The 26,554-nt window shown below is 29.1% G+C and carries 31 protein-coding genes and 1 pseudogene; 24 read left to right on the top strand and 8 right to left on the bottom strand.

Annotated elements, in window-relative coordinates; genetic code table 11:
• The first annotated feature begins 2 nt into the window (after nt 1-2).
• The 13 genes from XO08_RS08920 (at nt 3) to XO08_RS08980 (ending at nt 11,816) form a co-directional block, all read left to right on the top strand.
• Nucleotides 3-944 carry an ABC transporter substrate-binding protein gene (locus tag XO08_RS08920; protein ID WP_075666600.1) on the top strand — a complete coding sequence of 314 codons (942 nt, stop codon included), beginning with the start codon at nt 3-5 and terminating at the stop codon, nt 942-944.
• Nucleotides 931-2,343 carry an HD-GYP domain-containing protein gene (locus tag XO08_RS08925; RefSeq protein WP_075666601.1) on the top strand — a complete coding sequence of 471 codons (1,413 nt, stop codon included), beginning with the start codon at nt 931-933 and terminating at the stop codon, nt 2,341-2,343. Before XO08_RS08920 ends, XO08_RS08925 begins: the two co-directional genes overlap by 14 nt.
• Nucleotides 2,344-2,403: 60 nt before the next feature.
• Complete coding sequence (gene rpmH / locus XO08_RS08930; protein ID WP_075666602.1) at nt 2,404-2,538, top strand: 50S ribosomal protein L34; 135 nt, start codon at nt 2,404-2,406, stop codon at nt 2,536-2,538.
• Nucleotides 2,520-2,915 carry a ribonuclease P protein component gene (gene rnpA / locus XO08_RS08935; protein WP_075666603.1) on the top strand — a complete coding sequence of 132 codons (396 nt, stop codon included), beginning with the start codon at nt 2,520-2,522 and terminating at the stop codon, nt 2,913-2,915. The genes rpmH and rnpA overlap by 19 nt, the downstream gene beginning before the upstream one ends.
• On the top strand, nt 2,887-3,132 hold the full coding sequence (yidD, locus tag XO08_RS08940; RefSeq protein WP_075666604.1) for a membrane protein insertion efficiency factor YidD: 246 nt from the start codon (nt 2,887-2,889) through the stop codon (nt 3,130-3,132). Before rnpA ends, yidD begins: the two co-directional genes overlap by 29 nt.
• A 56-nt stretch (nt 3,133-3,188) precedes the next feature.
• Entirely contained in the window at nt 3,189-4,430 is a 1,242-nt protein-coding gene (gene yidC, locus XO08_RS08945) for a membrane protein insertase YidC (RefSeq protein ID WP_369799928.1), read from the top strand.
• Complete coding sequence (gene jag, locus XO08_RS08950; RefSeq protein WP_233120250.1) at nt 4,427-5,107, top strand: RNA-binding cell elongation regulator Jag/EloR; 681 nt, start codon at nt 4,427-4,429, stop codon at nt 5,105-5,107. The genes yidC and jag overlap by 4 nt, the downstream gene beginning before the upstream one ends.
• Complete coding sequence (locus XO08_RS08955; RefSeq protein ID WP_077288031.1) at nt 5,061-5,402, top strand: cupin domain-containing protein; 342 nt, start codon at nt 5,061-5,063, stop codon at nt 5,400-5,402. The genes jag and XO08_RS08955 overlap by 47 nt, the downstream gene beginning before the upstream one ends.
• On the top strand, nt 5,395-6,414 hold the full coding sequence (locus tag XO08_RS08960; RefSeq protein ID WP_075666608.1) for a TrkA family potassium uptake protein: 1,020 nt from the start codon (nt 5,395-5,397) through the stop codon (nt 6,412-6,414). Before XO08_RS08955 ends, XO08_RS08960 begins: the two co-directional genes overlap by 8 nt.
• Nucleotides 6,415-6,594: 180 nt before the next feature.
• On the top strand, nt 6,595-7,965 hold the full coding sequence (glnA, locus tag XO08_RS08965) for a type I glutamate--ammonia ligase (protein ID WP_075666609.1): 1,371 nt from the start codon (nt 6,595-6,597) through the stop codon (nt 7,963-7,965).
• A gap of 101 nt (nt 7,966-8,066) precedes the next feature.
• Complete coding sequence (locus tag XO08_RS08970; protein ID WP_075666610.1) at nt 8,067-9,452, top strand: diguanylate cyclase; 1,386 nt, start codon at nt 8,067-8,069, stop codon at nt 9,450-9,452.
• Nucleotides 9,449-10,486: an endonuclease/exonuclease/phosphatase family protein gene (locus XO08_RS08975; protein ID WP_075666611.1), complete on the top strand. Its 1,038-nt coding sequence runs from the start codon at nt 9,449-9,451 to the stop codon at nt 10,484-10,486. The genes XO08_RS08970 and XO08_RS08975 overlap by 4 nt, the downstream gene beginning before the upstream one ends.
• A 10-nt stretch (nt 10,487-10,496) precedes the next feature.
• Nucleotides 10,497-11,816: a GH1 family beta-glucosidase gene (locus XO08_RS08980; RefSeq protein ID WP_075666612.1), complete on the top strand. Its 1,320-nt coding sequence runs from the start codon at nt 10,497-10,499 to the stop codon at nt 11,814-11,816.
• Between the two features lie 61 nt (nt 11,817-11,877).
• On the opposite strand, the gene XO08_RS08985 is transcribed toward XO08_RS08980, so the two are convergent.
• Nucleotides 11,878-12,339, bottom strand: a complete 462-nt coding sequence (locus tag XO08_RS08985) for a hypothetical protein (protein ID WP_075666613.1) — start codon at nt 12,337-12,339, stop codon at nt 11,878-11,880.
• A gap of 67 nt (nt 12,340-12,406) precedes the next feature.
• Between XO08_RS08985 and XO08_RS08990 the strand changes: the two genes are divergently transcribed.
• Nucleotides 12,407-13,219, top strand: coding sequence for a hypothetical protein (locus XO08_RS08990; protein WP_232218190.1), 813 nt, complete (start codon nt 12,407-12,409; stop codon nt 13,217-13,219).
• On the opposite strand, the gene XO08_RS08995 is transcribed toward XO08_RS08990, so the two are convergent.
• Nucleotides 13,192-14,130, bottom strand: a complete 939-nt coding sequence (locus XO08_RS08995) for a serine aminopeptidase domain-containing protein (RefSeq protein ID WP_077288032.1) — start codon at nt 14,128-14,130, stop codon at nt 13,192-13,194. The two genes, XO08_RS08990 and XO08_RS08995, sit on opposite strands and share 28 nt — an antisense overlap.
• A gap of 240 nt (nt 14,131-14,370) precedes the next feature.
• Between XO08_RS08995 and pgeF the strand changes: the two genes are divergently transcribed.
• From pgeF to XO08_RS09015, 5 genes are all read left to right on the top strand, one after another.
• Entirely contained in the window at nt 14,371-15,054 is a 684-nt protein-coding gene (pgeF, locus tag XO08_RS09000; RefSeq protein WP_233120251.1) for a peptidoglycan editing factor PgeF, read from the top strand.
• A gap of 92 nt (nt 15,055-15,146) precedes the next feature.
• Complete coding sequence (locus XO08_RS09475; protein WP_255362990.1) at nt 15,147-15,536, top strand: iron-containing alcohol dehydrogenase; 390 nt, start codon at nt 15,147-15,149, stop codon at nt 15,534-15,536.
• Nucleotides 15,537-15,583: 47 nt separating this feature from the next.
• Nucleotides 15,584-15,742: a hypothetical protein gene (locus XO08_RS09520; protein ID WP_369799929.1), complete on the top strand. Its 159-nt coding sequence runs from the start codon at nt 15,584-15,586 to the stop codon at nt 15,740-15,742.
• A gap of 23 nt (nt 15,743-15,765) precedes the next feature.
• On the top strand, nt 15,766-16,011 hold the full coding sequence (locus XO08_RS09010) for an NAD(P)H-dependent oxidoreductase subunit E (protein ID WP_077288033.1): 246 nt from the start codon (nt 15,766-15,768) through the stop codon (nt 16,009-16,011).
• Nucleotides 16,012-16,233: 222 nt separating this feature from the next.
• Nucleotides 16,234-16,683 (top strand): RNase H family protein, encoded by a 450-nt coding sequence (locus XO08_RS09015; RefSeq protein ID WP_075666616.1) that lies wholly within the window; start codon nt 16,234-16,236, stop codon nt 16,681-16,683.
• 226 nt (nt 16,684-16,909) lie between these two features.
• On the opposite strand, the gene XO08_RS09020 is transcribed toward XO08_RS09015, so the two are convergent.
• Complete coding sequence (locus XO08_RS09020; protein WP_075666617.1) at nt 16,910-17,281, bottom strand: hypothetical protein; 372 nt, start codon at nt 17,279-17,281, stop codon at nt 16,910-16,912.
• A 631-nt stretch (nt 17,282-17,912) separates the two neighbouring features.
• On the opposite strand from XO08_RS09020, the gene XO08_RS09025 reads away from it, so the two are divergent.
• From XO08_RS09025 to XO08_RS09035, 3 genes are read left to right on the top strand one after another with little or no spacing between them, the layout of a single operon-like run.
• On the top strand, nt 17,913-18,866 hold the full coding sequence (locus tag XO08_RS09025; protein WP_075666618.1) for an ABC transporter transmembrane domain-containing protein: 954 nt from the start codon (nt 17,913-17,915) through the stop codon (nt 18,864-18,866).
• Nucleotide 18,867: 1 nt separating this feature from the next.
• Nucleotides 18,868-19,611 (top strand): ATP-binding cassette domain-containing protein, encoded by a 744-nt coding sequence (locus XO08_RS09030; protein ID WP_077288034.1) that lies wholly within the window; start codon nt 18,868-18,870, stop codon nt 19,609-19,611.
• Entirely contained in the window at nt 19,608-20,540 is a 933-nt protein-coding gene (locus XO08_RS09035; RefSeq protein WP_075666619.1) for an ABC transporter ATP-binding protein, read from the top strand. The genes XO08_RS09030 and XO08_RS09035 overlap by 4 nt, the downstream gene beginning before the upstream one ends.
• Before the next feature lie 398 nt (nt 20,541-20,938).
• On the opposite strand, the gene XO08_RS09040 is transcribed toward XO08_RS09035, so the two are convergent.
• Complete coding sequence (locus XO08_RS09040) at nt 20,939-21,283, bottom strand: MFS transporter (RefSeq protein ID WP_369819319.1); 345 nt, start codon at nt 21,281-21,283, stop codon at nt 20,939-20,941.
• Between XO08_RS09040 and XO08_RS09525 the strand changes: the two genes are divergently transcribed.
• Both XO08_RS09525 and XO08_RS09050 read left to right on the top strand, forming a co-directional pair.
• Complete coding sequence (locus XO08_RS09525; RefSeq protein ID WP_075666621.1) at nt 21,252-21,749, top strand: hypothetical protein; 498 nt, start codon at nt 21,252-21,254, stop codon at nt 21,747-21,749. The two genes, XO08_RS09040 and XO08_RS09525, sit on opposite strands and share 32 nt — an antisense overlap.
• 1,398 nt (nt 21,750-23,147) lie before the next feature.
• Entirely contained in the window at nt 23,148-24,038 is an 891-nt protein-coding gene (locus tag XO08_RS09050; protein ID WP_198022710.1) for an endonuclease NucS domain-containing protein, read from the top strand.
• 370 nt (nt 24,039-24,408) lie between these two features.
• Here the strand turns inward: XO08_RS09050 and XO08_RS09055 are convergent, their stop codons facing one another.
• From XO08_RS09055 to XO08_RS09530, 4 genes and pseudogenes are all read right to left on the bottom strand, one after another.
• On the bottom strand, nt 24,409-24,852 hold the full coding sequence (locus XO08_RS09055) for an RNase H family protein (RefSeq protein WP_075666623.1): 444 nt from the start codon (nt 24,850-24,852) through the stop codon (nt 24,409-24,411).
• A 95-nt stretch (nt 24,853-24,947) separates the two neighbouring features.
• On the bottom strand, nt 24,948-25,295 hold the full coding sequence (locus XO08_RS09060) for a hypothetical protein (protein WP_075666624.1): 348 nt from the start codon (nt 25,293-25,295) through the stop codon (nt 24,948-24,950).
• A gap of 45 nt (nt 25,296-25,340) precedes the next feature.
• On the bottom strand, nt 25,341-26,078 hold the full coding sequence (locus XO08_RS09065; RefSeq protein WP_075666625.1) for a hypothetical protein: 738 nt from the start codon (nt 26,076-26,078) through the stop codon (nt 25,341-25,343).
• Between the two features lie 236 nt (nt 26,079-26,314).
• A pseudogene (locus XO08_RS09530) lies at nt 26,315-26,389 on the bottom strand (DarT ssDNA thymidine ADP-ribosyltransferase family protein); the annotation flags it as partial.
• Nucleotides 26,390-26,554 lie beyond the last annotated feature (165 nt).

The raw sequence follows: 26,554 nt of genomic DNA on the forward strand, positions 1-26,554 counted from the left end.
AAATGTTAAAAAAAATGAGTTTTTGGTTTTGGTTTATAATTATTGTTGTAATGATAATTTTTCAATTTTTGTATTGGTATTTTTTTAAGGGAAATTCTTATGCATTTCTTTATTCTTTAAAGAATGCATCACACGAGATTATTACACAACAATATAGGCCTTTAAATTTATATCCCTTAAATGAAGATGCACTTTCTAAAAATACTTTAAAGTATGTAAAATCAAAGGGATTGAATATTATAGTTGGACCTAATTTTAGTGCTACTGGATTTAGAATATTCAAATTTTTAGAAGATTACGATCTTGTTGCAATTTCTCCAAGTATAACATCAACTAAATTGTTAATGAGTACTAATAGAATTCTTTCAATAGTTCCCACTAATGAGTTTCAAATAAATGTAATTATAAAATTTTTGAAGAATAATGCATCAAAAAATGTTTTAGTGATATTAGATCCATTTAACAAAGAATACTCAAGAGAATTTTTAAAAATCTTAAAAGAGCTTAATGGAGAATATGCGTATTTTTATTCCGTTGAGACTTTTTCTAAAGATGTGAGTAAATACGATTCAATTGTAATTACGCTTGAACCTAAAGGGACTATCGATTTTCTAAGTTATTTTGCTCCTGATTTTAGAGGAATAATTGTAGCATCTGATGCCGCAATTGATGAGGGATTGGATAGTTTGCCGGATTTAAAAAATTTATACGTTGTAACTTTTGGGTTTAAAAGTTACAATTGGTCAAATGAAGCCATTTATACAATATTTAGAATGCTTTCAAAGCATAAGTTTATTTCTACCAACCAATTTGTTAATTTTTATTTGGGACATGAAATTGGTAGAGGAATGTATTTTAACGATGAAGGATTTATCGAAAAAAATATTAGTATAGTAAATTTTTCAAAGTATAGAAAGGAGAGTTTAATATTTGAAGGTAAATAGGAGATTATTATTTTTATTCTATTTTATATTGTTGATTTTATTGGTTATAACGCTTAATTACTATTTAAAGGTAACTTTAAAAGATTCTAGTAAGGTGTTTACGAAATATTTTGATAATTTATTACTAAACAAACAATTTTTAGTTGCAAAGTTGGATGATAGCTTTTTTGACAAAGAATCAAATAAAAATTTGAAAGGGATATTAACTGAAGGGCCAAATAAATATATCAAAGGAATATATTTTAGAATTGATACGTTAAAATATGTGGAAAAACATGGAAAGCAGTATTTTTTGTATGAAATTCCATTGAACTTGTTTAATTTAAGTGAACTCTCTATTAAATATTATGATATTATTGCTGAGGATAAGGTTGTTTATTCGTCGGAACCTTTAAAAATTGGAAGCAAATATAAAAAATCATTTTTTGAAGAATTTTCAAAATCAAGTTATGGATTTACTTTTGTAGTAGGGTATAAGGCAGCTTTTGTTATAAAGTTGAATTTGTTTGTGACAATGATTTTTACCGTTGGTTTTGTATTCTTTTATTATTTATTTTATATTGAAAAGGGAGAAACTGAGAAAATGGAAAATGTTATAAAGAATTTGAATATGGAATTAGAGAAGATATATGAAAGTTTTAAAAAGCATAAAAGGCTATATGAGTTTGGTAGTTCTCCTACTAATTTAGAAAGTGTTAGTAAATTACAAAAAACTATTAAAAGTATTTTTGAAGAGTTTAGAAAGATATTTAGTGAATATGAAAGAACTGCAGAAATTTTAGAATCCACAATGGCAGAACTTGAGGAAACTAATGCAGAATTGATGGAAAAGAATCTTCAAATTATTTCAGCTCTTGCCGAGGCTGTTGAAATAAAAGATTCAGTTACTGGAAATCATTCAAGAAATGTTATGGATTTTTCCCTACTTTTGGCAGATAAAATGGGAATTAAAGAGCCTGCGGAAATTGAAGCAATAAAATATGGGGCGATTTTACATGATATAGGTAAGATAGGTATCCCCGAGCATATATTAAATAAACCTGGAAAATTGAATGATGAAGAATTTGAAATAATGAAAAAACACACAGTTTATGGTGAAAAAATAATTAAAACTATACCAGGTTGGTCTCTTGTTGGTGATGTAATTAGACATCATCACGAGAATTGGGATGGGAGTGGTTATCCCGACGGATTAAAAGGGCAAGAGATTAGTTTGCGAGCTCAAATAGTATCGATTGTGGATGTTTTTGTTGCTCTTACCGAAGATAGACCATATAGAAAGGGGCTTTCAGTTGAAAAATCTTTGAGTATAATGAAGGATATGGTTGGAGTTAAGTTTTCATCGGAGTTATTTGCACAATTTTTAGAAGTTTTAAAAGAAAGAGGATATATAAGTTGATAAATAATTAAATTTATGATAACATATAAAAGGACAAAATTTAGAAAAGGAGGATAGTATATGAAGAGGACATATCAACCATCGAGGATTAAGAGAAAAAGAACACACGGGTTTTTAGCGAGAAAAAAGACTGCAGGTGGAAGAAGGGTGTTAAAGAACAGAAGAAGAAAAGGAAGATGGAGATTAACAGTATAAGTAAAAACACCTTTAAAAAACATGAACGCTTGAAGCTCAGGAAAGATTTTAAAAATATATTTGAAAATGGCAAAAGCATACAAAACAGTTATCTTGTGATTTTATATGTAAATAATGGTCTAGAGTATAGTAGATATGGTTTTTCAATTAAAAAAAAGTTTGGTAAAGCCGTGAAAAGGAATAGATTGAAAAGATGGTTACGTGAGATTATAAGAAATAATAAAGGGATTATTCCAAAAGGATTCGATTATTTAATAATTGCTAGGAAACATCTTTCGAAAGATTTTGACAAGATATTATTTACAGAATTAAAAGATGAATTGTTAAAATTATTTGTGAGGATTAATGATGAAAAAAATAGTAATGTTAGTGATTAGATTTTATCAAAAATTTATTTCTCCATTAAAACCACCAACTTGTATATATACTCCGACGTGCTCGGAGTATACTTATTGGGCGGTACAAAAATTTGGTGTATTTAAAGGTCTTTTCCTGGGCTTCAAGCGTATTTTAAGGTGTAATCCTCTCCATAAAGGTGGGGAAGATCCAGTACCAGATGAATTTTATATAATTAGAAGGAGGCGGTCTAGTTGAAGAAAGCGATTACCGTCATTTTTTTGTTGTTGGCTTTTTTTGTGTTAGCAGGAACTATGACTCTTGAAGAAAGAACTGATGGTATTTACGTGTTTACTAAACTTGCGGAATATAAATTTGACTATAATGGTAATTTACAAGAAGTGTATAGAGTTACTGAAAGAAGAACAAGATTATTTTTGTATTCTAATGATGGTTTTGATCTGGAAAATGTAAATTCGACTCCTACTTTTAAGTGGCAGGGATTAAAAGATGAAGGAAAATACTCTGAATTAACTTTGGTTTTTAATTATGGGAATATTGAAAAAATATTCAGTTTTAAAGAAGGCCCAAATTATACATTTAATGTTTCAATTGATTCTAATGATGAAATTACTGTATCAATTCCAAGGGTTGGTTACGAGGAAAATGATAGATTGCGCGATAATGTTTTTGTATCGTTTTATAATAAAGGAGATATTCTTTCTATAGTAAAATTTTCTGGGAAAACATTAGGTGGAAATAAGGTGAAAGGTACAAATCTAAGATTTCTAGCCTATATTGGTCCTTATAAAAAAACCCTTATAAAAGATGCATTTGGAGAAGATTATTCCACGATTTCAGAGATGTTAAAAACAATTTCTGGGGTTGGAGGATGGTTTGATGTAATATTATATCCATTAGTTTACTTTTTTGGATGGATAAATAATTTTACTAAGAATTTCGGACTTACAATTATTGTTTTTACGATAATTGTCAGATTTATACTTTATCCACTGTATCATTCACAGACAAAGTCTATGATTAAAATGAGAAAAATGCAACCTATTGTGGAACAAATAAAGAAAAAGTATAAAGATCCTCAAAAACAGCAACAAGAACTTTTAAAGGCGTATAAAGAGAATAATATTAATCCAGCAAGTGGGTGTCTAATGGCGTTTGTGCAGTTGCCAATATTTATAGTTTTGTATCAAGTTATAAGGTATTATCAAGAAGAATTTGCGTTTAATGGACAATTTCTCATATGGAAGGATTTAACAGCTGGAGGATTTTCAGCAAATTGGGTGTTTTTAGTTATACAAATTCTTGCAGGATATTATCTTGCATTGATTACAAGTCAGGATACAAGAACAGCATGGCAGAGTATAATTATGAGTTTTGTGTTTCCATTCCTGTTCATAGGATTGCCAAGTGGAGTGTTTTTATATTACACTGCAAATACGTTAATTCAACTTGGAATAACATATTATATTTATAAAAAATACAAAATTAAAGGGTTAACACAAAGAGAACTCTGGGGCTTACCAAATAAGGGGTGAATAGCTTGAAGAAGTTAACGTTGACTGGAAAGAGTATAGAAGAAATTTTGACAATTTTTGAGGAAAATATGGGTATTAAAAATGGAGAATATGATTATTTGGTTATAGATAAGGGTTCAAGTGGTTTTTTTGGCTTTTTAGCAAGAGATGCGGTTGTAGAAATTACCATAAAGAAAGAGTACTATGAAAGAAGACTACAGGAATTTTTGAAAAATGTGATAAAATACTTTGATGATAGAATAGAAATAAGTGTGTTTTCAAAAAATAACAGAGTGTTTATTGCGAAAATTCAAGGAGAAGGTATTGGAAAGATAATAGGAAAACATGGTAAAGGATTAGGTGCTTTACAGCATATTGCAACAATATTTTTAAACAGACTTTCTGATATAAAAATCACGGTAATTATAGATGCAGGAGATTATAGAGAAAAGAGAAAAGAACTTATTAGAAAAATTGTAGGAAGTGCCGTAGAAAAGATTAGAAATGGTGCAAGAAGGATAGAACTTGATCCAATGTTTTCATTTGAAAGAAGATTAGTACACGAATTTTTGAAGAAATATCCAGATGTTGTATCTCATTCTGAAGGTGTTGAACCTTATAGATATGTGGTAATTGAAAGGAGGCATCTAAATGATAATATCAAAACCAGAAAAAGTAGAGCCTATAATAATAGATGATGGGAAAATTGAGAAAAGAATATTGATTGGTTCAAAGGATGGGGCTAAGAATTTTGTTATGAGACTTTTTAGATTACAGCCGGGTGCAAATACGCTATATCATTCGCATGATTGGGAACATGAAATTTTTGTGGTAAAAGGAAAGATCCAAGCAGTTACAAAAAATGGGAAATTTGAAGCTGAGCAAGGAAGTTTTATTTTTGTTAAACCCAATGAAGAACATCAATTTGTTAACGTTGGGGATGAATATGCTGAATTTATATGTATAATCCCTTATATGCCGAACAATGAATGAGAACGTAGGAAAATTACTCATAAAACAAATTTTTCTTTTTACTGTATTAATATTAATAGTATTAATAACGGGAGTCTTGTATTATCATCTTTTTGAAGGACTCCCGCTTGTTGATGCGTTCTTTTTTACGGCAATAACCATTTCAACGGTTGGCTATGAAATGCCAGAAACACTTTCTACCACTGGAAGAATCTTTACTTCTATTCTAATCTTTATGGGGATTAGTGTTGTTTTATATGGAATATCAAGTGTTACGGCAATTATCGTTGAAGGAAAACTTAGCGATTACATGAAAGAGAGGCGAAACAGAAAAATGATTGAAAAGATGCAAAATCATATTATTGTTGTTGGTGCAGGAAAAACTGGACAATATGTAATTGCAGAATTGATCAGAGAAAAGGAGAGTTTTTTAATAATAGATAAAAGCGAAGAAAATGTAAAGCGTTTATTGGAAATGTATAGTATAGAAGTTCCATATATAGTTGGAGATGCAGCGGAAGAAGATATATTGTTAAATGCTGGGATTTCAAAAGCAAAAGCATTAATAACAACACTTCCAGAAGATTCAGTAAATGTTTTTGTTGTATTAAGTGCAAGAACATTAAACCCAAGTTTGACGATAATTTCCAAAGTTACTGATGTATCGTCAATTAGGAAACTAATATATGCTGGTGCAACTACAGTTGTAGCAGCTGCGGAAATTGCTGGTACTAGAATGGCAAGATTAACTACAAGACCAGAAAGTGTTAACTTTGTTGATTTGTTTGCATTTGGCAATGAACAATATAGAATCGAGGAAATTAAAATAGTGAAAAACAGTGTGTTGGTAAATAAAAAGATATCTGATTTGGATATAGGAAAAAAATTTAAAGTTATGGTATTGGCTGTTAATAGAGAAGGCGATACAATTTTTGGCCCAAGCGGTGATTTGGAGTTACGTGAGAACGACGCTTTGATGATAATGGGAAGAAAAGAAAATATTGACGAATTTAAAAAAATTTCAGACATTTAATCCCACCCTTAGTTGTATTTATCCCAGATAAAATTTGAATAAAATAGTTAATGGGAGTATAAGCAATGTTTTTGGGTTATCTTTGAAAATATTGCTTATAATTATTTTATTCTATCCTTGTTAGTATAATTTTTGCGTGTTACACTATTAATGCAAAATATAATTTTTTGGAGGTGTGTTATGGAAATAAAAGAATTACTAAGTATTGTAGAACGTGAAAAAATTAATTTTATAGATTTGAAAGTAGTGGATATTTGGGGAAAGTGGAGACATGTAACACTTGCAAGAACGAATTTTTCCGAAAAGACATTTTATGATGGTGTGGGTTTTGATGCGTCAAATTTGGGATATGCATCTGTGGAAAATAGCGATATGATTTTAATTCCAGATCCAGAAACAGCTTTTATTGAAAATGTTGGGGAAGAAAAAGTTTTAAGTTTAATTTGCGATGTTTATGATGCAAATACTGGGAAACCTTCTTATCATGATCCTAGAACGATTTTAAAATCTACACTTAATAGTATAAAAGATATAGCTGATGAGGTTCATTTTGGTCCAGAATATGAATTTCATATTTTTGAAGATGTTAGATATAAAATTTCAAATAATGAAGTAACAGTACAAATTGATAGTAAAGAGGGATTTTGGAATTCTGAAGAAACAGGTGAGTATTTTATTGGAAAGAAAAAGGGTTATCATAGAATACCTCCGTTTGATACGTTGATGGAGGTAAGAAATAAGATAGTATCAAAGTTATTAGAGTATGGTATTCCGGTAAAATATCACCATCATGAAGTAGGAACTTGTCAAGTTGAAATTGAATTGAATTTTGTAAGCGCATTAAAAGCGGCAGATTATACATTGTTAGTAAAATACATTGCAAGACAAGTTGCAAAAGAGTATGGATTAATAGTAACATTTATGCCAAAGCCATTGTATGATGAAGCGGGAAATGGAATGCACGTGCATCAATATTTGGTTAAAGATGGGGAAAACATATTTGCTGGTGATAAATTGTACGGTTTATCGGAAACAGCTTTATCGTACATCGCAGGATTATTGAAGCATGCACCATCTGTTATGGCATTTACCAATCCAACCACGAATTCGTATAGAAGATTAGTGCCTGGTTATGAAGCACCTACCAATGCGGTTTTTGCCCTTGCAAATAGAACAGCAGCGATAAGAATACCCGCATATGTGAAAGATGCTAAAAAGAAAAGAATAGAATTTAGAACTATTGACGCGTCATGTAATCCATATTTAGCGTTTTCTGCCATGATTTTAGCAGGAATAGATGGTATAAAAAATAAGATGGATCCAACAAAAGAAGGATTTGGACCTTTTGAGAAAGATCTATATGTGGAAAATATTAAACCACTTCCATATTCATTGACTCAAGCATGTCAGGCTTTGAAAAATGATAATGATTATCTAAAACTATTTCCAAGGGAACTAATAGAACATTGGATTAAATTAAAAATTTCTGAGGATAGGGAAATAATGTCAATTCCACATCCAAAAGAATTTGAAAATTATTTTGATATATGAAAATTGATTTTTTTGATATCCTCCGTTATGTAACGGAGGATTTTTTTTTATATTTGCAATTTGGTATAATATCAAGTAAGTAAGTTAATGGGGGGAGAATTGTGGAGAAATTATTGATTATTGACGATAGTAAATTTTGGCGGTCTGTAAGTTCAGATTTTTTTAAGGATTATTTTGATGTGTTTACAGCAGATTCTGGACTTGATGGTATAAAAAAGGCGTTTGAAATTTTGCCGGATATTATCATTACAGATTACAACATGCCAGATATTAATGGTATATTTTTATCGTTGGTATTGAGAAAATATGAATCTTTTGAAAACTCTGGTATTTTTATTTTAACAAGTTCGGATGATAAAATTAATAATTTTTGGGCCCAAAAAAGTGGTGCAAATGGTTTTTATTCCAAAGCTATATTTAACAACAAAGAACAATTATCTTTTTTTGTTAATACTTTGAAAAATGGAGAGTTTTATACAAAAAAGATGCAAAATTATCAAACGATTACCCGTGATAAAATTTTTGAAATAGTAGAGGAAAGGTTAAAAGAAGAGATATATGAAAAAGAAATTCTAAATCTTTTAAAATACATTAGAGATGAAGAATACCTAATTCTAAGACTTAAAGATCTCTTTAGCGAATTATTTTCATTTAACTCATTTCTGACACTTATCCTATCAGAAAGTGAAGCAAGACTTTATAGCTTTAATACAAATATCTCGAAAAGTCATGCAAAAGTGCTGATGTTATCGTATTTTGAACGACCTACTATTCCAAATTCATGGAGTTTTTACGGTGATTTTAATGATAATAGTTTAAAGAAATTAAAGAATTTTGAAAAATATTTGGTTAGGTATGATAATAAAGAACATGCTTTATTGTTGTTTGAAAATGCAAGTTATGAATTAAAAAATGTTCTGGAATTAATTGGTGAAAGCTTGGGGATTGTTTTTTCTACCATTAATAATTTTAAAGAATACCTTTTTGCTTCTCAATTTGATTCTCTTACAGGATTGTACAACAAAAAGGTTTTAATGCATAAAATTGAGGAATATATTGAAAAATATGGAGAAAATACTGTTTTGGCTATTTTTGATATTGATAACTTTAAATCGATAAATGATACATATGGACACATTGTTGGAGACAAAGTTTTAAAAAAGTTATCTGAGATATTTTTGAAAAATACTTCTGAAGAAGAAATATGTGCAAGATATGGAGGAGAAGAATTTGTTATTTTATTCAATGATTTTGATAAAGCGTTAAATAACATAGAAAGTATATATGATGAAATTAACGAATATAATTGGAGTGAAGTGTTAAATGACAATAGAAAGGTTACTATTAGTGGTGGAGTTGCAGTTTATCAATCTGGTTTTAAAATTACTGAATTTATTAATACTGCAGATGAGCTGCTTTATAAAGCCAAAAGAAATGGAAAAAACAATTATTATGTTTTTGATAAATACGGGGAGGGAGTAGTATGAAAAAGCTGCTTTTTTTTCTTTTGATTATATTTTTTGTTATAGTTACATATTTAGGGGGAGTAATATTGTTTGCGACTTTGTTTGATTATAGACCAGATAAGATTGAGGAGGTTAGAGTGGAGAAAAATGTAAATAACTATTTAGATAAAGATGTTATAACCATTTTCGATTGGAATATTGGATATGCAGGTTTAGGGAAAGAGATGGATTTTTTTCTTGATGGAGGAAAAAACGCAGTTGTTCCAAAGAATTTAGTAAAAAGATACATTAATGGTGTTGTAAACGTATTAAAGAAATACAATTCTGATATATATTTGTTGCAAGAAATAGATGTAAATAGTAGAAGAACTAATTATATAAATGAACTAAGTTATTTAAAATCTATTGGAAAGTATGACATAGCGTTTGCATATAATTACAAGGTTTTATATGTTCCAGTACCATTTTTAAATCCTATGGGAAAGGTTTCAGCTGGACTTGCTACATTTTCAAAGTATGAAATTGGTGAAGCATTAAGGATATCATTGCCTGGAGAATATAGCTGGCCAACAAAGATTTTTCAATTAGACAGATGTGTATTGCTAACTAGGTTGAATAGAGGTAAAAAGGATTTGGTAATTTTAAATATTCATCCAAGCGCGTATGATACAGGTGTACTCAGAGAAAAACAACTTAGATTTATCATGAAACTTGCTAGTGACGAGTACAAAAAGGGGAATTATGTCATTATTGGTGGAGACTGGAACAGTGAGTTTTTTGAAGATAACAAATTTACTTTTACAGAGAAAAAACCTTCTTCATATATAAAGTTACCAGATTTCTTTAATCTAGATGGATGGAGTTGGGGAGTGGCCAGGAATGCACCGACGAATAGATCTGTGAGTTTTCCATATAAGAAAGGCGAAAACTTTGTGACGGTAATTGATGGATTTTACGTGTCGCCTAATGTGGAAATTTTAGAAGTAAAGAACTTGGATTTAAATTTTGAATATTCCGATCACAATCCAGTGATTTTAAAAGTGAGATTAAAGTAGGAGGTAAATTATGAGATTAAAAAGAAGTGATTTTCCAAGATGGTTTGTTTTTGGAGTTGCTACTTCAGCATATCAAATTGAAGGAGCTGTAAATGAGGATGGAAGGGAACATTCGATTTGGGATGTTTTTTCTCATACTAATGGAAATATAAAAAACAACGAAAATGGTGATATAGCCTGTGATCATTACCATAGATTTGAAGAAGATATAAGTATTATATCTGAACTTGGGCTTGATTCATATAGATTTTCCATTGCTTGGCCAAGGGTGGTAAAAAAAGATGGAAAAAAGAATGAAAAAGGCTTAGATTTTTACAATAGGTTAGTTGATAGATTATTAGAAAAAGATATAATTCCATTCGTGACTTTATATCATTGGGATTTACCTTACTATCTATATGAAAAAGGTGGGTGGCTTAGTGATGATATAGCGTATTATTTTAGAGATTATGCGGCGTTAATATTTGAAGAATTAGGAGATAGGGTAAAATATTGGATTACATTAAACGAACCTTGGTGTTCATCACATCTTGGTTATTTTATGGGAATACATGCACCAGGTCATAAAAATTTAAATGAAGCTATTAAAGTTGCACATAATCTTTTGCGTTCGCATGGTTATGCTGTTGAAGCATTTAGAGAAATTGTCAAAGATGGTAAGATAGGTATTACAAACGTTGTAACAAAGGTAGAACCGGCAAATGAGAGAGAGGAAGATTATCAATTTGCACTTTTAGTTGATGAGTTAATAAATGGATGGTTTCATGATCCTATTGTATTTGGAAGATATCCAGAAAATGCAAAGGGATTTTTGAAAAGGTTTGGAATAAAAATATATGAAAATGATATGGAAATAATTTCAAAGGATATAGACTTCTTTGGAGTAAATTACTATACGCGTCAATTGATTGAGTATTCACCGGAAAGTCCTTTTATGTACAAACAAATAATTGGTAAACTTCCAAAAACGGAAATGAACTGGGAAATTTATCCACAAGGTTTATATGATATGTTGAAGAAACTGTATTTTAGGTATAAATTACCTCTTTATATAACGGAAAATGGAATGGCAGGACCGGACAAATTGGAAAATGAAATTGTAAACGATGACTATAGAATAGATTACTTGGAACAACATTTTAAAATGGCTTTAAAGGCAGTTAATGATGGAGTAGATTTAAGGGGATATTTTATATGGACTTTAATGGATAATTTTGAGTGGATTGAAGGTTATTCAAAAAGGTTTGGAATTATTTATACGGATTATAAAACTCAAAAGAGATATTTAAAAGAGAGTGCATTGTGGTTAAAAGAGTTTTTAAGTAATTAAAAAGATTAAGGAACATAAATATACTTCATGTTATCTTGGAGTCGAAATCTATTATATAAGTTTATTTATCCAGATTAAATAGTTTTAATTGATCTTTTTTGGCTTTTTCTTTTCTTGATTTAAACCTTTTTATTACGGAGACAAACGTTTTGTTTTCTTTGTCGAGGATTAAATCGTCAAAAATTTTGGAATCTTCAACATCTATAAATATAAATTTATCATCAACATATTTGGGTACATTAACAATATATTTTTGACCATATCCTTTCTTATTTTTTCGTGCCACGGGGATTATTGCATTTAAGTTTAATAGTGCTTTGAATGAAAGTTCTATTGTTCCATATTTTACTTGAAAATATTCTGCAAGTTCTCTATAGGAAATCCATGGGGTTATTTTTCTACCTGCCGCTATTGAAATGGAATACAAATATAAATATACTCTACCAGCATTTGCTGGCCTTACTTTCATGGAAAATTGCATTACAGGCATTGGTATGATTACGAATCGAGATTTTACTACCACAAAATCCCTCCTTTGTATCTATTATATCATATATTTATATGATATAATAAAATCAGGGGGTGGTTTTGTGAGAAAAATGATAATAATTTTTACTTTTATATTTTTTGTTGTTGCATTTGGAGAAGTTTCTGCGATTAGAAATAAACATGAAAAAGGTTTTTTTGTGGAATTCTCCTCTGTTGGATACGCACTAGATGATAGTGAATTATCATCACAACCACTTTTGGATATATTAGGAGCCTTTAATTTTAATTACAGACATTATTTGGGAGAGAATACTGTTTTGAGTTTCACAACGTACTTTATTGATCCACTGTTTATAGGAAAAGTATATATGCAAGAAGAAGTGAATTCGAATGAACAAGTGTATTTTTCATATTCTGAGAATTATATTTTTTCAAATTTCTTTTTTAAAGATTTTTCTTTTAAAACTTATTTTAATATCGTTTTACCTGGATTGATTACCAATCAAGGTTATGTTTTTGCATTGGTTCCAAAAGGGTTTATTGGTATTGGAAGATATATCATGGATAACACGGAGATATTTGGAACTATTGAATGTGGAACAATTTTTAATATATTTACTTCTAATCCGGATGAAGAAATGGATGAGTATGTTAGAAGATTGAGAGATGATTCGTTTTACTCGACATTAAAGTTGGGTTTGAATTGGTATTATGATAACTATTCAGGTATAGAGATTGGTTATAGATTTTTGTTATATGGGAAATCTAGTTATTTAAGTTTTATACAAGGTGTTTCTTTTACTGATTGGGTATATAATATTGTAAGTTTGTATTATCAGAGCAATAATCAAGAAACAATAATGATTCCATTTATTACCACGGATTACTATCTAACTTTTTCGACAAAATTTTGAGCTTTTAAAAAATCTATTCCTTTTTTAGTGATTATTCTTCTAAAAAGATACGAGGATTTATGACCAGATGGTATCAGTATTTTTTTTGCATTTGGAAAGAGATTGTATAAATCTTCAGATGCTTTTGATGGAATAATTTTGTCAAATAATCCTTTAAATACCAAAATTGGTTGTTCGATAAATTTAGCGTAAGAAATAGGATCATAATGGAAACACGTAGGTTTTAATTTGAAAATTTCATTGATAGTTTTTATTTTTTTGAGTTTATTAAAAGAATCCTTTCTAAGATTAACACACTTTACTTCATCAAAGCATCCCCATTCGTTGCTATACATTTTATAACCTGTTCTTACTTTTTCAAGGTATGGTGAATACCAATTTATCCAACGCCAATTTCCACCAGAAAAAGCAATTATTCCCGCTTTTATCCTTTTATCTAATGCCATGCTTAGGGTAGCAATCATTCCTCCAAAACTAAATCCCATAATGAAAAGGTTATCCGTATTGTCATTCTTTTCAATTACATCAATTGTTCTTCTTACATCTTTTACTGCTTGATGAAATCTTACAACACAGTGTGCAGGAGAGTGATGATAAAATGGTTCTCCACCTTCCCACTCTTTTTTTCCTCTGTTAAGGTGATATGGGAAAATCAAAAAGTATGATTCAAGTCCAAATTTTGAAAATTGTTTTGCATACCACATTAAGTATGGAATGTGGTTATTTCCGATTCCATGTAATATGATTATTTTCCCCCATGGATTTTTTGAATGATATTGATAAACAAAAATCCTTTTTGATTCTGGAATATCAGGTTCATATGTTGTATCAAATGAAATGAGAGTATAATCTGAAAATTTTGCTTTTTTTAAATTCAAAGGAATATTTGGATCATATTCATATATGGTCATGTTGATCCTCCTTTTGCTGTTTCACTTAAATTATACAAAAAATATTTCATGTGTGTGTTAAAATTGAATGAAAGAAAAGCATTTACTTTAATATTTGTCGGTGGTTGTTTTTTTGGATTATTACTTTTTAAATGATGAGAAAATAAAAAAGTAATATTATTAATTATGGGGTGGTAATGTATGCAACTTGGAAATTATGTTTGCAAAGAGATAGAAAATCTTGTTCTTTGTAGGTCTTGTATGTTGCATCAGTTTAAAAAATTATTTCATGTGGTTACAACTAGACAAAATATGGAATTGGATTTTTCCTTGGGAAGCGATTCTTTTAGGATATTATCAAATATTTTGGGTATAGAACTAGATAGAATGTTTTTTGCAAAACAAGTCCATGGAAATGTTATAAAGTGTGTTGGAGAAAGAGATATAAAAAGAGGAGTAATTTACACTGCAGATGGACTTATAACTGATGAAAAGAGGATTTTTTTGGTTATGCGTTTTGCAGATTGTGTGCCAATTATTGCATATGATTCAGTAAAAAATGTTGTTGGAATTGCACATTCTGGATGGAAAGGCACACTAAAGAATATCCCCAAAAAGTTAATTTTAAGTATGGTTAAGAAATACAATAGTAATCCTAAAAATATATTTGTAAGTTTAGGCCCATCAATAGGTCCAAAAAGTTTCGAAGTTGGAATTGAAGTGAAAAATATGTTTAGCAATAAATTTGGTGAAAAATATATAGATGTTAAAAATGGAAAGTTTTTTATAGATCTATGGGGCATAATCGAGGATGAATTGTTTAATATTGGCGTAAGAAATATTGAAATTTCAATGGTAGATACAATAAAATTTAATAAATATTTTTATTCATATAGAAAAGAAAAAACAAAAAAAAGATTTGCAGTAATTGTTGGATTGATTTGAAATATTTTTATTTGTAACTAATAGTCCTGATAATTTATCAAAATAACAAATATTAATATTGTTGATAATATTAGAAATATAATAGTATTTGTATTAATAAAGCTTTTGATGGATTGGCACTTGAAGCAATAAGATTGATATTTAAATACTTACCTGAATCCTATGAATTTGGAGAAAAAGCAGTAAAAGCCCGTGAAAAAATGGCATATGCATCTTGTATAGCTGGTATGGCATTTGCAAATGCATTCCTTGGATTATGTCACTCAATGGCGCATAAATTAGGCTCGGCTTTCCATATTCCTCATGGGCTTTCCAATGCATTACTTATATCTCATGTTATTAAGTATAACGCAACAGATAAACCTCTAAAACAGACAGCGTTCCCACAATATAAGTATCCTATTGCAAAAGAAAGGTATGCTAGAATTGCAGATTATCTAAACTTAAAAGGAAAAACTCAAGATGAAAAGGTAAAAAATTAATAGATGCTATTGAGGAATTAAAAGAAAAATTAAATATTCCAAAAGCCATAAAAGATCTTGGTATTTCTGAAGAAGAATTTTATGCAAGATTAGACCAGATAGCAGAATACGCATTTGACGATCAATGTACACCGGCTAATCCAAGATATCCATTAATTTCTGAGATTAAACAATTATACATTAACGCATACCATGGTAAGTTATAAATATATGAAAGGGAGGAATTTTTATGAAAATAGAAGTCTGTGTTGGAACAGCCTGTCATCTTATGGGTTTATCAACATTAATAGAAGCTTTAAATGATCTTTCAAAAGATATTAAAGAATCTTTGGAACTTAAATATAGCCTTTGTTTTAATACTTGTTATGGGAAAATGAAACCACCAATAGTTAAAATAGACAATGAATTTTACCAAGATATGACTCCTGAAAAACTGAAGGATATAATATTAAATTTGGTAAAAAATGAAAAATAATACTCATAAAAATGTTTATAAAAGAAGGGACTTTTTAAAGCCCCTTCTTTTTTTCTAATGTCAAGTAAAGTTGATGCTGTTAATCTTAAAAGTACTCCTTTATTTGGAAGATCTCCTATGTCTTAAGGATAACCATAATTTTAAATTTTCTTTTACCAACTGTATAATTTATGTGGTATTGCGTTTATACGGTGTGTTAATATATTTTAATTAATAGGGGGAATGACCATATATGTAGATGGTTCTTATTCAGATACGTATAAAGTAGCAAGTTATGCTTTTTGTGTTGTTGAGAACGGGGAAATTATAGATGTTAGAAAAGGAGCCAAGATGATAAAAGGAGGGAATTCAGTAGCGGCTGAACTGCTGGGCGTAGTAAGAGCTTTGAAATATTGTAAAACAAAAGGTATAACGAGTGTAACAATTGTTCATGATTATAATAAAATACCAATATTTGCGTCTTCTTGTATAAGAACAAGAAATGGAATAATTAATGATTATATAAGGAACTTGGTAACGTTGAAAAGACAATTGAATGTTTCTTTCAAAAAGGTTAAAGCACATTTAAATGATGAGTTTAACAATATGGTTGATAAGTTATCACGAGGAAAATTGAATGATTACATAAAAAATGTATTTCCAAATATTCTAAAAAATAAATTAAAAAGATGAAAACCAAAAGGCAATGTATAATTACATGCTTTAAGACCATATTTTGTTAATTGACAACATACTTATATAATTTTTTTATGTCTCAATATTTTTCTTTAAAGTTATAGAAAGTGTTCGAAAAGCAATGTTTATGGTTAAAAAGGAAGAAAAGAATACATTAAATAATAAAAATTTCCTTCAGCAATATTGCTGAAGGAGATAAATATAGAAAAAATCAATTAATCAACTAAGCGTTAGAAATTGCAAGGACTGTTACGATCCATATTGCCCATCCTAACCAACTTGAATTTGCTTTTAACATTTTCACTTCGTTTCTATATGTTTGTACATAAACGTCAAACAAATAGCTTTGATCTTTTGGAATCATTTCTTTTATTTGAATGAGTCTATTAGCTGGAACTTCTGGAGTGGCTATATAGTGATATAAAGATGCCAATGGTCCAAAAAGTACTCCTCCAAAAAATGGCATGATTCTGTTAACATCTTCATTTACGTGTTTTTTAGCTAAACTTTGAGCTTCAACAGCTGAAGTTATAGTATAAGCTTGAAGAACACCTACAATTAGAACTATAATCATCAAAATCCAGAGTTTTTTCATATCTTTAACCCATTTCTAAGTTGTTTTAAACTTTCTGATAAATGTTTAAAAGGCTGCATTAGAATAAAATTAATCGTACCTTTCTCACCTCCCTGTAAAAATGTATCAATTGCTTTTCCATTTATATATAACGAAAAAACTTTTTCATTTCTGACAATTAATTTTCATGATTTCCTACATAAAAAAAGGCTCTTTTGCAGTTGTTCATGATGATGAGTGAATAAATGTCATTTCTGACATTTGTTATTTAAGATCCTTCACCCGCTTCGTTCCTCAGAATGACAAAAAGTGAGAAAAGTTTATATTTTTAAAACAGCTCCATAGTAGCTTGACGATGTTTAGTTTATGTGTTATGATTTCACGTAGTTGTTATATTTCTTCATAGTCAAGGGGGAAAGAGTATGAGAAAGAGTAAGTTTGTTTTCGGGACAATTTAATACAAAATAATGCGGCAACCAAAGTTGGGACAAAGATACTTGCACTTTTATTCGGATAAAGGTGTAAAGGTTGTGTATATAGGATTTTTGCACTTGATTTAGTGCAAATGTTGTATTAATAAATAGTCAATTTTAAAAAGCTCCGGGTTGCCGGAGCTTTTTTGTTGCAAATTTTAAAAAATGGAGGGATTTATGTGAAGGAATTTTACAAATACTTTTTCCTATTTCATAAAGTTCTTTCAAAGAAGCTTTTTTTGAAAAAATTTTTTATTGATGTTATTTATGTTTTGACAATGCTTCTATCATTTGTGCTCCCGATCTTTCTTGGAAGAATAGTGGATAACTTTAGAAATAAAAAAGCATTAGATGCGTTTTATGTATATGCGTTAATTTATATTGTAGTTTTCACATTGCAGCAGATAACTCAAGTTATGCGAAGAGCCTTTTCTCTGGTAGAGGGGCCCCGATTTTTGTTTGAAAGATCAATATCAAGTGTAATAAAAAGAAAAAACGAAAATTTTGTTCCTGAAAAAGAAATGGATAAAATTTTTAGTTTTGAACATATTTTCGAATTCTTTTATGGTACGTTTTCAATGTATGTTTTTATCCTGCCAGTTATGATGATACTTACTGTTGGAGTGATAATTTTTAATAGTTGGAAAGTTGGGGTTATAGCTTTAGTAGGTTTTTTTTTGACAGGTATATCGAGTAATAAAAAAATGCACAAAGAAGAAAAAATTGCTGATCAAATGAGTAAAGCAGAATATAAGGTCTCAGAAGTATTTTCAGATCTATATTCCGGGTATGAGGATATCAAGGCATATGAAACTTTTCCTTTAACCTTTAAATGGCTTTCAACTGCGTTGGAGCGTTTAAAGAAGGCGTACGACTTATTTGGAAAAACTGAAATACTATTTGGTTTATCATACGAACTTGGAGTAATCTTAATAATGCCTCTTGTTATATTTTTATTGGGTTTTCAAGTTTTTTCTGGAAACCTTTCTGTAGGGAGAGCTATTATGCTTGTTATTTACATTGAAAGATTACAAAGTTATTCTAAAGTGTACATAGAAGATACAGATTATATTTCTTGGGTTATTGCAAGAGCAAAAATAGCCTACGAACAATATTTGAAGGAGGATGCATAATATGTTCGAAAAATTAGAATTTATAAATGTTTCTTTTGAATATGAGGGCAGAAAAATATTAGGCAACTTTAATTTAGAAATAACTCGTGGTGAAAAAGTGGCTATTGTAGGTTCAAGTGGAGAAGGGAAAACAACTTTTATAAGGCTCGTTTTAAAGTATATATCACCACATAAGGGAAAGATTTTAGTTAATGGAAAACCTTTATCCGAGTTTGAGGAATGGTATAAAATCCTTGGAGTTTTGAGTCAAAGAGCGCATATTTTTAATAGAACACTCAGAGACAATCTTCTTATTGCAAATCCAAATGTGACAGACAAAGAAATGTATAGAGCTCTTGAATTAGCCGGCTTGAAAAAGTTTATGCAAAATAGAGATCTTGACACAGTTCTTGGGAGTGATGGAAGTTATATTTCTGGCGGTGAGAGAACAAGAATAGCGCTTGCAAGATTATTACTCAGAGAACCAGAAATTGTTATTCTTGATGAGCCACTTGAGGGTGTTGATAAACTTGTTGAAAAAGAAGTTATAAATAATATCAGAGATTTTGTAAAGGACAAAACTTTGATTTTGATTTCACACAGGTTTAGTATTCTTTCATTGACAGATGAATTTGCTGTACTTGAAAATGGGAAAATTGTTGAAAGAGGAAAATATCATGAACATTCACAAGATAGTCTTTTAAAACGATTTTTTAAAGCTGAGCAAGAGTTGACTGAGAAATTTAGAAAGGGTGATAGTATATGAGAGAATTAATAAGATGGTTCTTTAAAATCCCCAAAAAATTAATGTTTATGATAATTTTAATGAATTTATTTGGGATTATATCGGGACTTATAGTCTCATATACTACTATTTTAAGCAAAGACATCATAAATTATGCTGTTTCCCAAAGTAATAACTTTTTTTTAAAAGGTTTGTTGTTAATAATAGCGGTTTTGATAAGTCATATATTAATTACGTTTGGAAAGGCTCTCGTTTCTTTCAACAAGGGAAGAAGTTTTAAATACTTCGGTGAGTATTGTTATAAAAGAATAATGAACAAAGATTTTACGGAGTTTTCTAAGAAAACACCTGCGTTTTACTCAGAAATTTCGTTGAGAACTATTGAAAATTTGTTGGAACCTTTTTCTAATTATGCTGATTTAGGTGGAATTGTTTTTATATTTAAAGTAATCTTTTATATGGTAACAATTTATACTTTAGATCGTATTTCAGGTTTGTTTATGATATTTTTTGGTATTTTAATTCTACTTTCTTTATGGGGGGCAAATGTTTATTATTACAAACATTCTAAAATCATCGAGGACAATTTTTTAGAAATCAAATCATATGTAGCAGATATGTTCAAGGGTATAGAGGAAATACAATTGTTTGAAGCATATAACTTTGAAATGGATCTTTATAAAAAGACAACCGATCCATTTTGGAAATATAAAAAGAGATTGTATTTTAACGATTTTATTCTTAGTTTTATGATTCGTGATTTGATCTCAATGGTATTTTATCTTTTTATTATATATCGCGGGGTAGTATTAAGTGATCCAGGAACATTTTATGCTCTTTTTAATTTATTTACATTAATAAGATATCAATTATTTACACTAATGGGTGTATGGGATATTGTTCGTACAGGAATTACTGCTGCAAGACAGCTTGAAGAAGTTGTTGGTTAATTGAATTGAAAAATAGCTAAAAAACGAAATTCAAGAAACCAAGGAAAGAGTAAGCTCTTTTGACTATGCTCAGGATGATAATACTGGTGAGTTAGAAGTTTTGCGAGTGTTGGAAGATTGGATAGATTAGATAGGTTAGTAAAAAGAAAAGATTCTTCGGTACTTTGCACCTAAGAATGACAAGAAAGAAGGAATATCATCCAAGATTCTTCGCGCATACGCGCTCAGAATGACAAAAGACACTAACTTTTCCAACACTCTCTTTTTAAAATCCTTATATTTTAAACAATGCAAAATGCAGAAAATATAAATATATAGCTTGAAAATTATTCACCAGTGTGATTTTCCAACAGTTTATAAGAACTCAATTTTTTCAAAAGAAGTATACATAGAAATGTTTAAATGTCAAAAAGAAAACCAGCGGATATGAAGACATAAGAATAATTGCCAGTTGAATCATATATCCAAGAACCTATTGTCGGTGATATTGCTCCTACACCAAAGGCTGTAAATATTAAGCCGTAATTAACCCCTAAATTTTTTGTTCCAAAATATTCTGCCGTTAAAACGGGGAAAAGTGCCAGGTTCACAGCAAATCTCCATCCTGTTATTGCGACCGCAATACATAAAGTGATAAAGTTTACAACGAAAATGGGAAATAAGAGTAGTATTATTACTCGGATTATATAAGTTACTATCATTACTTTTAAAATGCCAAACTTATCACTTAATAATACCGTCAATGGCCGGCCAAGACCATTAAAATCTGCTGTAATAACTAAGGTATTAATTGCAGAAGTTGGAAAGATAGGTTCTGAAGAGCCTTTTTCATATGAAAAGTTGTCACCTACACTTGCGATGTATAGAGCAAGAAATTTTGAAGAAGCAGTAGATAAAGCTGTTAAATTAGTGGAGTTTGGTGGAATGGGACATACATCTGTTTTGTATACAGATCAAATTAACAAGGATAGAATAGATTATTTTGGAAGTAAATTAAAAACAGGAAGGGTATTAATAAATATGCCATCTTCTCAAGGAGCCATAGGAGATGTGTATAACTTTAAATTAGAACCTTCTTTAACTCTAGGATGTGGTTCATGGGGTGGCAATTCCGTAAGTGAAAATGTTGGAGTTAAACATTTGTTGAACATTAAAACAATTGCAGAAAGGCGTGAAAACATGTTGTGGTTTAAAGTGCCTCCTAATTAATAGAAGCTTTAAATGATCTTCCAAAAGATATTAAAGAATCTTTGGAACTTAAATATAGCCTTTGTTTTAATAGTTGTTATGAGAAAATGGAACCACCAATAGTTAAAATAGACAATGAATTTTACCAAGATATGACTCCTGAAAAACTGAAAGATATAATATTAAATTTGGTAAAAAATAAAAAGTAATACTCATAAAAATGTTTATAAAAGAAGGGGCTTTTTAAAGCCCCTTCTTTTATTTCTGACGTTACGTTAAGGATGATGTTCTTTGGATATATTTAGGATAACAATAGAATATGATTCTTAATTTAACATATGCCTTTTTGCCAAAAACTTACAAAAAAATTGTATCGAAAAAGTAATAAAAAGTAGTATAATAATGTTAGAAAGTGGAAAAAGAATGCAGTGTAAAGTAAATGTTGTAAAAATAAAAAACTGTATCTTAGTCTGTTTCAAAAATAGAAAGAAGATGGCATAATCTTTTCTGTCATTCTGAGAGGCTCCTTCCTTTTTGTCATTCTGAGGAGCGTTATCGACAAAGAATCTTATTTTTTTCACTAACCTTCTGTAAATGGTAAAATAAAAATGGCCAAGAAGAGGAAAATAAAAATGCACAAAAATGTACATAAATGGTATCCTTCCAAAGGAAGGGGGAATACCAAAAATGGAAAAAGTCAAACAACATTTGGAAATGTTAAGGGGGATGGATTTGAGATCGAACTTTTCTGAATTAGCCAGGATATACAGGATAGACAGAAGGACAGTAAAGAAATATTAGGAAGGATATCAAGGTAAGCTTAAAAAAGAAATAGTTTCCATAAGACTTTTGAAGAGGATTTTTAATCAAATTTTTTGATATATTTTAAACAATAAATTAACATAACTATTTTGTTGATATTATGTAAATATATGTCTGATATTGTCATTTTACCATTTAGAAATTGGATATGAAGGCGAGAAAAATATGTTACAAGCAAAAGATGAACTTTTACAAAAACGACGTGAGGTATTACAACTGAACTTTGTGGACATTTCTAATAAAGAATGGCTTTATATGATTAGAAAGAATATTTAGTTATGCTTATAGAGAAGTATCGTGAAATACTTTTAAGCATAAAATTTTATTGACAAAATGATATAAACTAATCGATTTGGATCGATCTGGTATGATTTGTTCAAGAAAATTGCTAAAAAGAATTAAAACTTTATTTTAAATAATCTATCAGATAATTTTTTCTATACTATAATTATGATATAATTCTAATTGTGGTATCATTCTAAACTTGTAAAATAAATTTTCAAAAGAGGAGGTTGTAAAATAACAAACTCAGAAATTAATTATTTTTTAGTTTCTATTTCAAATAGGGAAAATCTTGAATTATGTAAGAAATATACTTTGGCGGGGTTTACAAATAGTATTAACGGATTTTGGACATATTCTGATATAAGCATAGGAGACTATATCTCTTTTCTTTATGGTGCTAGAATAAAAGATTTGTATCGTGTTACTAAAAAAGTAGCTTATAAAAACGCAGAAAACTTGCCTCCTTGGCCTTCAATAAAATTTAGAAATTCAGGTAATACGTATTATTTTCCTTTCAGATTGCATTTAGAAAAAGTAAGAGATTTGGATGAACCGTTAGTAAAAGCCGAATTTGCATATGTGGCTGAAAATCTGTTACTAAGAGGTGGATATAAAAAAACTCACTTTCAAGCAGATTTAACGACACTTCATAATGTTTCTACTATGGGAAGAATGAATAAAATAGTTCCAGAGCCATTAGAAATACTTTCTGAAACATTTACACCAAAAATAGTTTTTAATAAAAAAACTAAGAAAATTCCTTTTGAATTTCCTTTCCATGAATTTATTCTTCAATCATTAGTGCGTAAAAAAATAAAAGATTTCTTGTTAAAAGAAGTATTAGAAAATTTTAGTGAGAATCTCTCAGTAGATGATTTTGAAGTTCTTGGGGAAAAGGCTCTACCTGAAGGATTTGTTGACATTTTTATAAAATTGAAATACCCAATAGCAACGAATAGATATGTGTTAGTAGAAATTAAGACAAAAAGAGCAAATACAAATGACATAGAACAGTTGCATAATTACTTAAAACAAATTGGAAAAGAAGTAATTGGAGGTGTTTTAATTGCTAAAGATTTTCCAAAAGCAAAGATTCTTAAAAGTGATATTATGTATGTAAAATATTGTTTTAAAAATCTAGATGTTAATAATGCATATTCGTTCGAGGAACTCTTGAAAATGTTGAGCTTTACGATCATTTAAAGTTAGTTAACTTAAAATGTTAAGATTTAATGGTCTTAAATTAAAATATAATAGTTAAAAATATAAGTTTTAAAAGATTTTTCGAGATGTTCGATAAAATTTATTTTAAGTTTGAAAAGTTATGATGATATAAAAAATAGAAATGTTGGTTGCTTAGTCTTTTTTAGCACATCTCCTCATTGTAAAATCTTAAAACTGAACAATATATGTTGTATCATAGTAGCTAGTGTAATATATAGAGAAATAATTTGAGTAAAGTAGGGTTAACGATATAAATCTTGTTGGGTATTAGAAAATATTTGGAAAGAGATATTTCTTGTTACTCTGTTTTGGGATTCATGTTTTTTTTACGGTATTGACAGAATATACTTTAACATTGATATAATCTATATCCAAAAACAATTTTTTTCGAAATAGCTCTTTTGGCAAGAGAATCAGCCCATTCATTGTATTCAACTCTTGAGTGAGCTTTAACCTTTTTAAAATAAATATTCATATATTGCTTGAAATAATTAATACTTTTAAGATAATACAATGAAATCTCAGAATATGGTTTCATTTTGCCTATAGCTAGTTTTTCTATAGGTAGAAAATCATAAGCTATTGTAACTTCAGTTATATTTCGTGACAAAGCCCATTCAAGTGCTTTTATAACCGATGTAAATTCTCCATATGTTGAATTTAGAGATGTATTTCCTCGAACTATCCCTTTTTTTACTTTTAAAATAGTTTTTCCTCTTAATGCTACAAATCCCCATCCAGCTATATCAGGTATTTCACAATTCCATGAACCATCTACATAAATTGTTACCAAAGTATCTCCCCTCTTCAAATTGTTTTTTTACACCTAAAATGGTTCATTGTATAAGGTATTTCTTCTGCCAATTTTTGAGCCCACTTTATCCATGGTTAATAAATATTCAATATAATTTTTTCCGGTAAAATTAAGTAATAACCATTGTTTGAACTTAATCTATACCCAGGTTTTGGGGCAAAAAATGCTTGACACTTTCCACAAGTAAAAATTCTTGGAATTAATATTTTTCCATCTTCTGTTTCAATTTCAAAGTCGTTATGAAAAACTGTTTTGAATAATTGATTGCCACATATTGGACATACATATGAAGAAATATAAAAATTTTTAGTTGGATACGTAAAATAATATTTTTGTCTCAATTCAGTTTCTGTCATAAAAGCTGCGAATGCGGGATAATCATGAGTAAATTTATAGATATTTCTATTGAAAACTACTTTCATTTTTTCCCTCCTTAACAAATATTATTTTTTAAATGATATTTTTACTTATATTTTTTCATTTTTTCTTGAAAAAATAGCAGCTAGAATTGAATTTCCTAAAAACAAACTTTTATGAAATCCCATGGTGTGTCCTCTAATACCAGAATACGGTTTTATTGTTTTTTGAAATAAACCTGCATCTTTCAATAAATGAAAGGATAATCCTAGCCATGCACCATTTATAAACTCTTCTTCTTTTAAGGAAATTTCGTAAATTGTCCTTAAAACCATATTTTCTTTATTCCATGTAGTTTTTTGAACTAATTTGAACAAAAATCTTGCCATAAATTCCAAAAGAAATAATCCAATAATGGTATGTGTTATTATGTTTCTGTGGTTTTTTATTCCAGTCTTTAAATCTAAATCAGGAATTCCTCCTTCAAAATCTATTCCACCACCTACTAACAATGCAGTGATAAAATAAATTGTTAAATTTGCTATTTTTTCTTTCTTTTTTTTCAAACTCAATTTTTTAAAATTATTGTACTTTTTATACACAAATTTTTTAGAATTTAAAATCACATCACTAAATGAAATTTTTCCAGTTAGTAGCCTAAACACAAATTTTGTGGTTAGAAAGCTTACTTTTGTTATATCTTTTAAGAAGTATTTAAATGAAACTATCTTATGATTAATTGTTGATTTCAATGCCTGTTTGAATGATTCTTCAACTATTTCCATAAAATCCTTTTTTGGTAATGATTTTATTAAAACATTGATTTCCATAATATCGCTATTTGTCATATATCATTCCTCCTTTCTATCCGTATTAATATACGTTTTGTGTTGATAAAATCTGACAAATAGTATAAAATGAATCATGTCTAATACTAAAAATTCAATTAACATGTTTTCTAAAAAATAAATCTTTAATACAATCAACTTCTTGTGGAATTTGTATATTTTTTTCATAATTTTTTACAATATTTTTGATTGTTGCCAAACTTACATATTCAGGAGCAATTACTTTAATTAAACGTTTAAGTTTCACAAACAAAATATTCATAAAGCATAGCATTTCTTGGATTTAAATAAAAATGAACATAATCATGTAATACTTTTTACTTCCTTGCTTTTGAACTTTTTCATCTGCGTAATCGTTTTTAATAATCCATTTTTTATTGCTAAATTTCTAGAAAATATCTTATTTAAAAAAGGCGAAATCGCTGGATATTTAGAGTGATCAAAATGGAATTAAAGTAGATGAAAGATTTAAAAAC

Origin of the sequence: Thermosipho sp. 1074 (assembly GCF_001999655.1) — a bacterium.
GTDB lineage: Bacteria > Thermotogota > Thermotogae > Thermotogales > Fervidobacteriaceae > Thermosipho > Thermosipho affectus.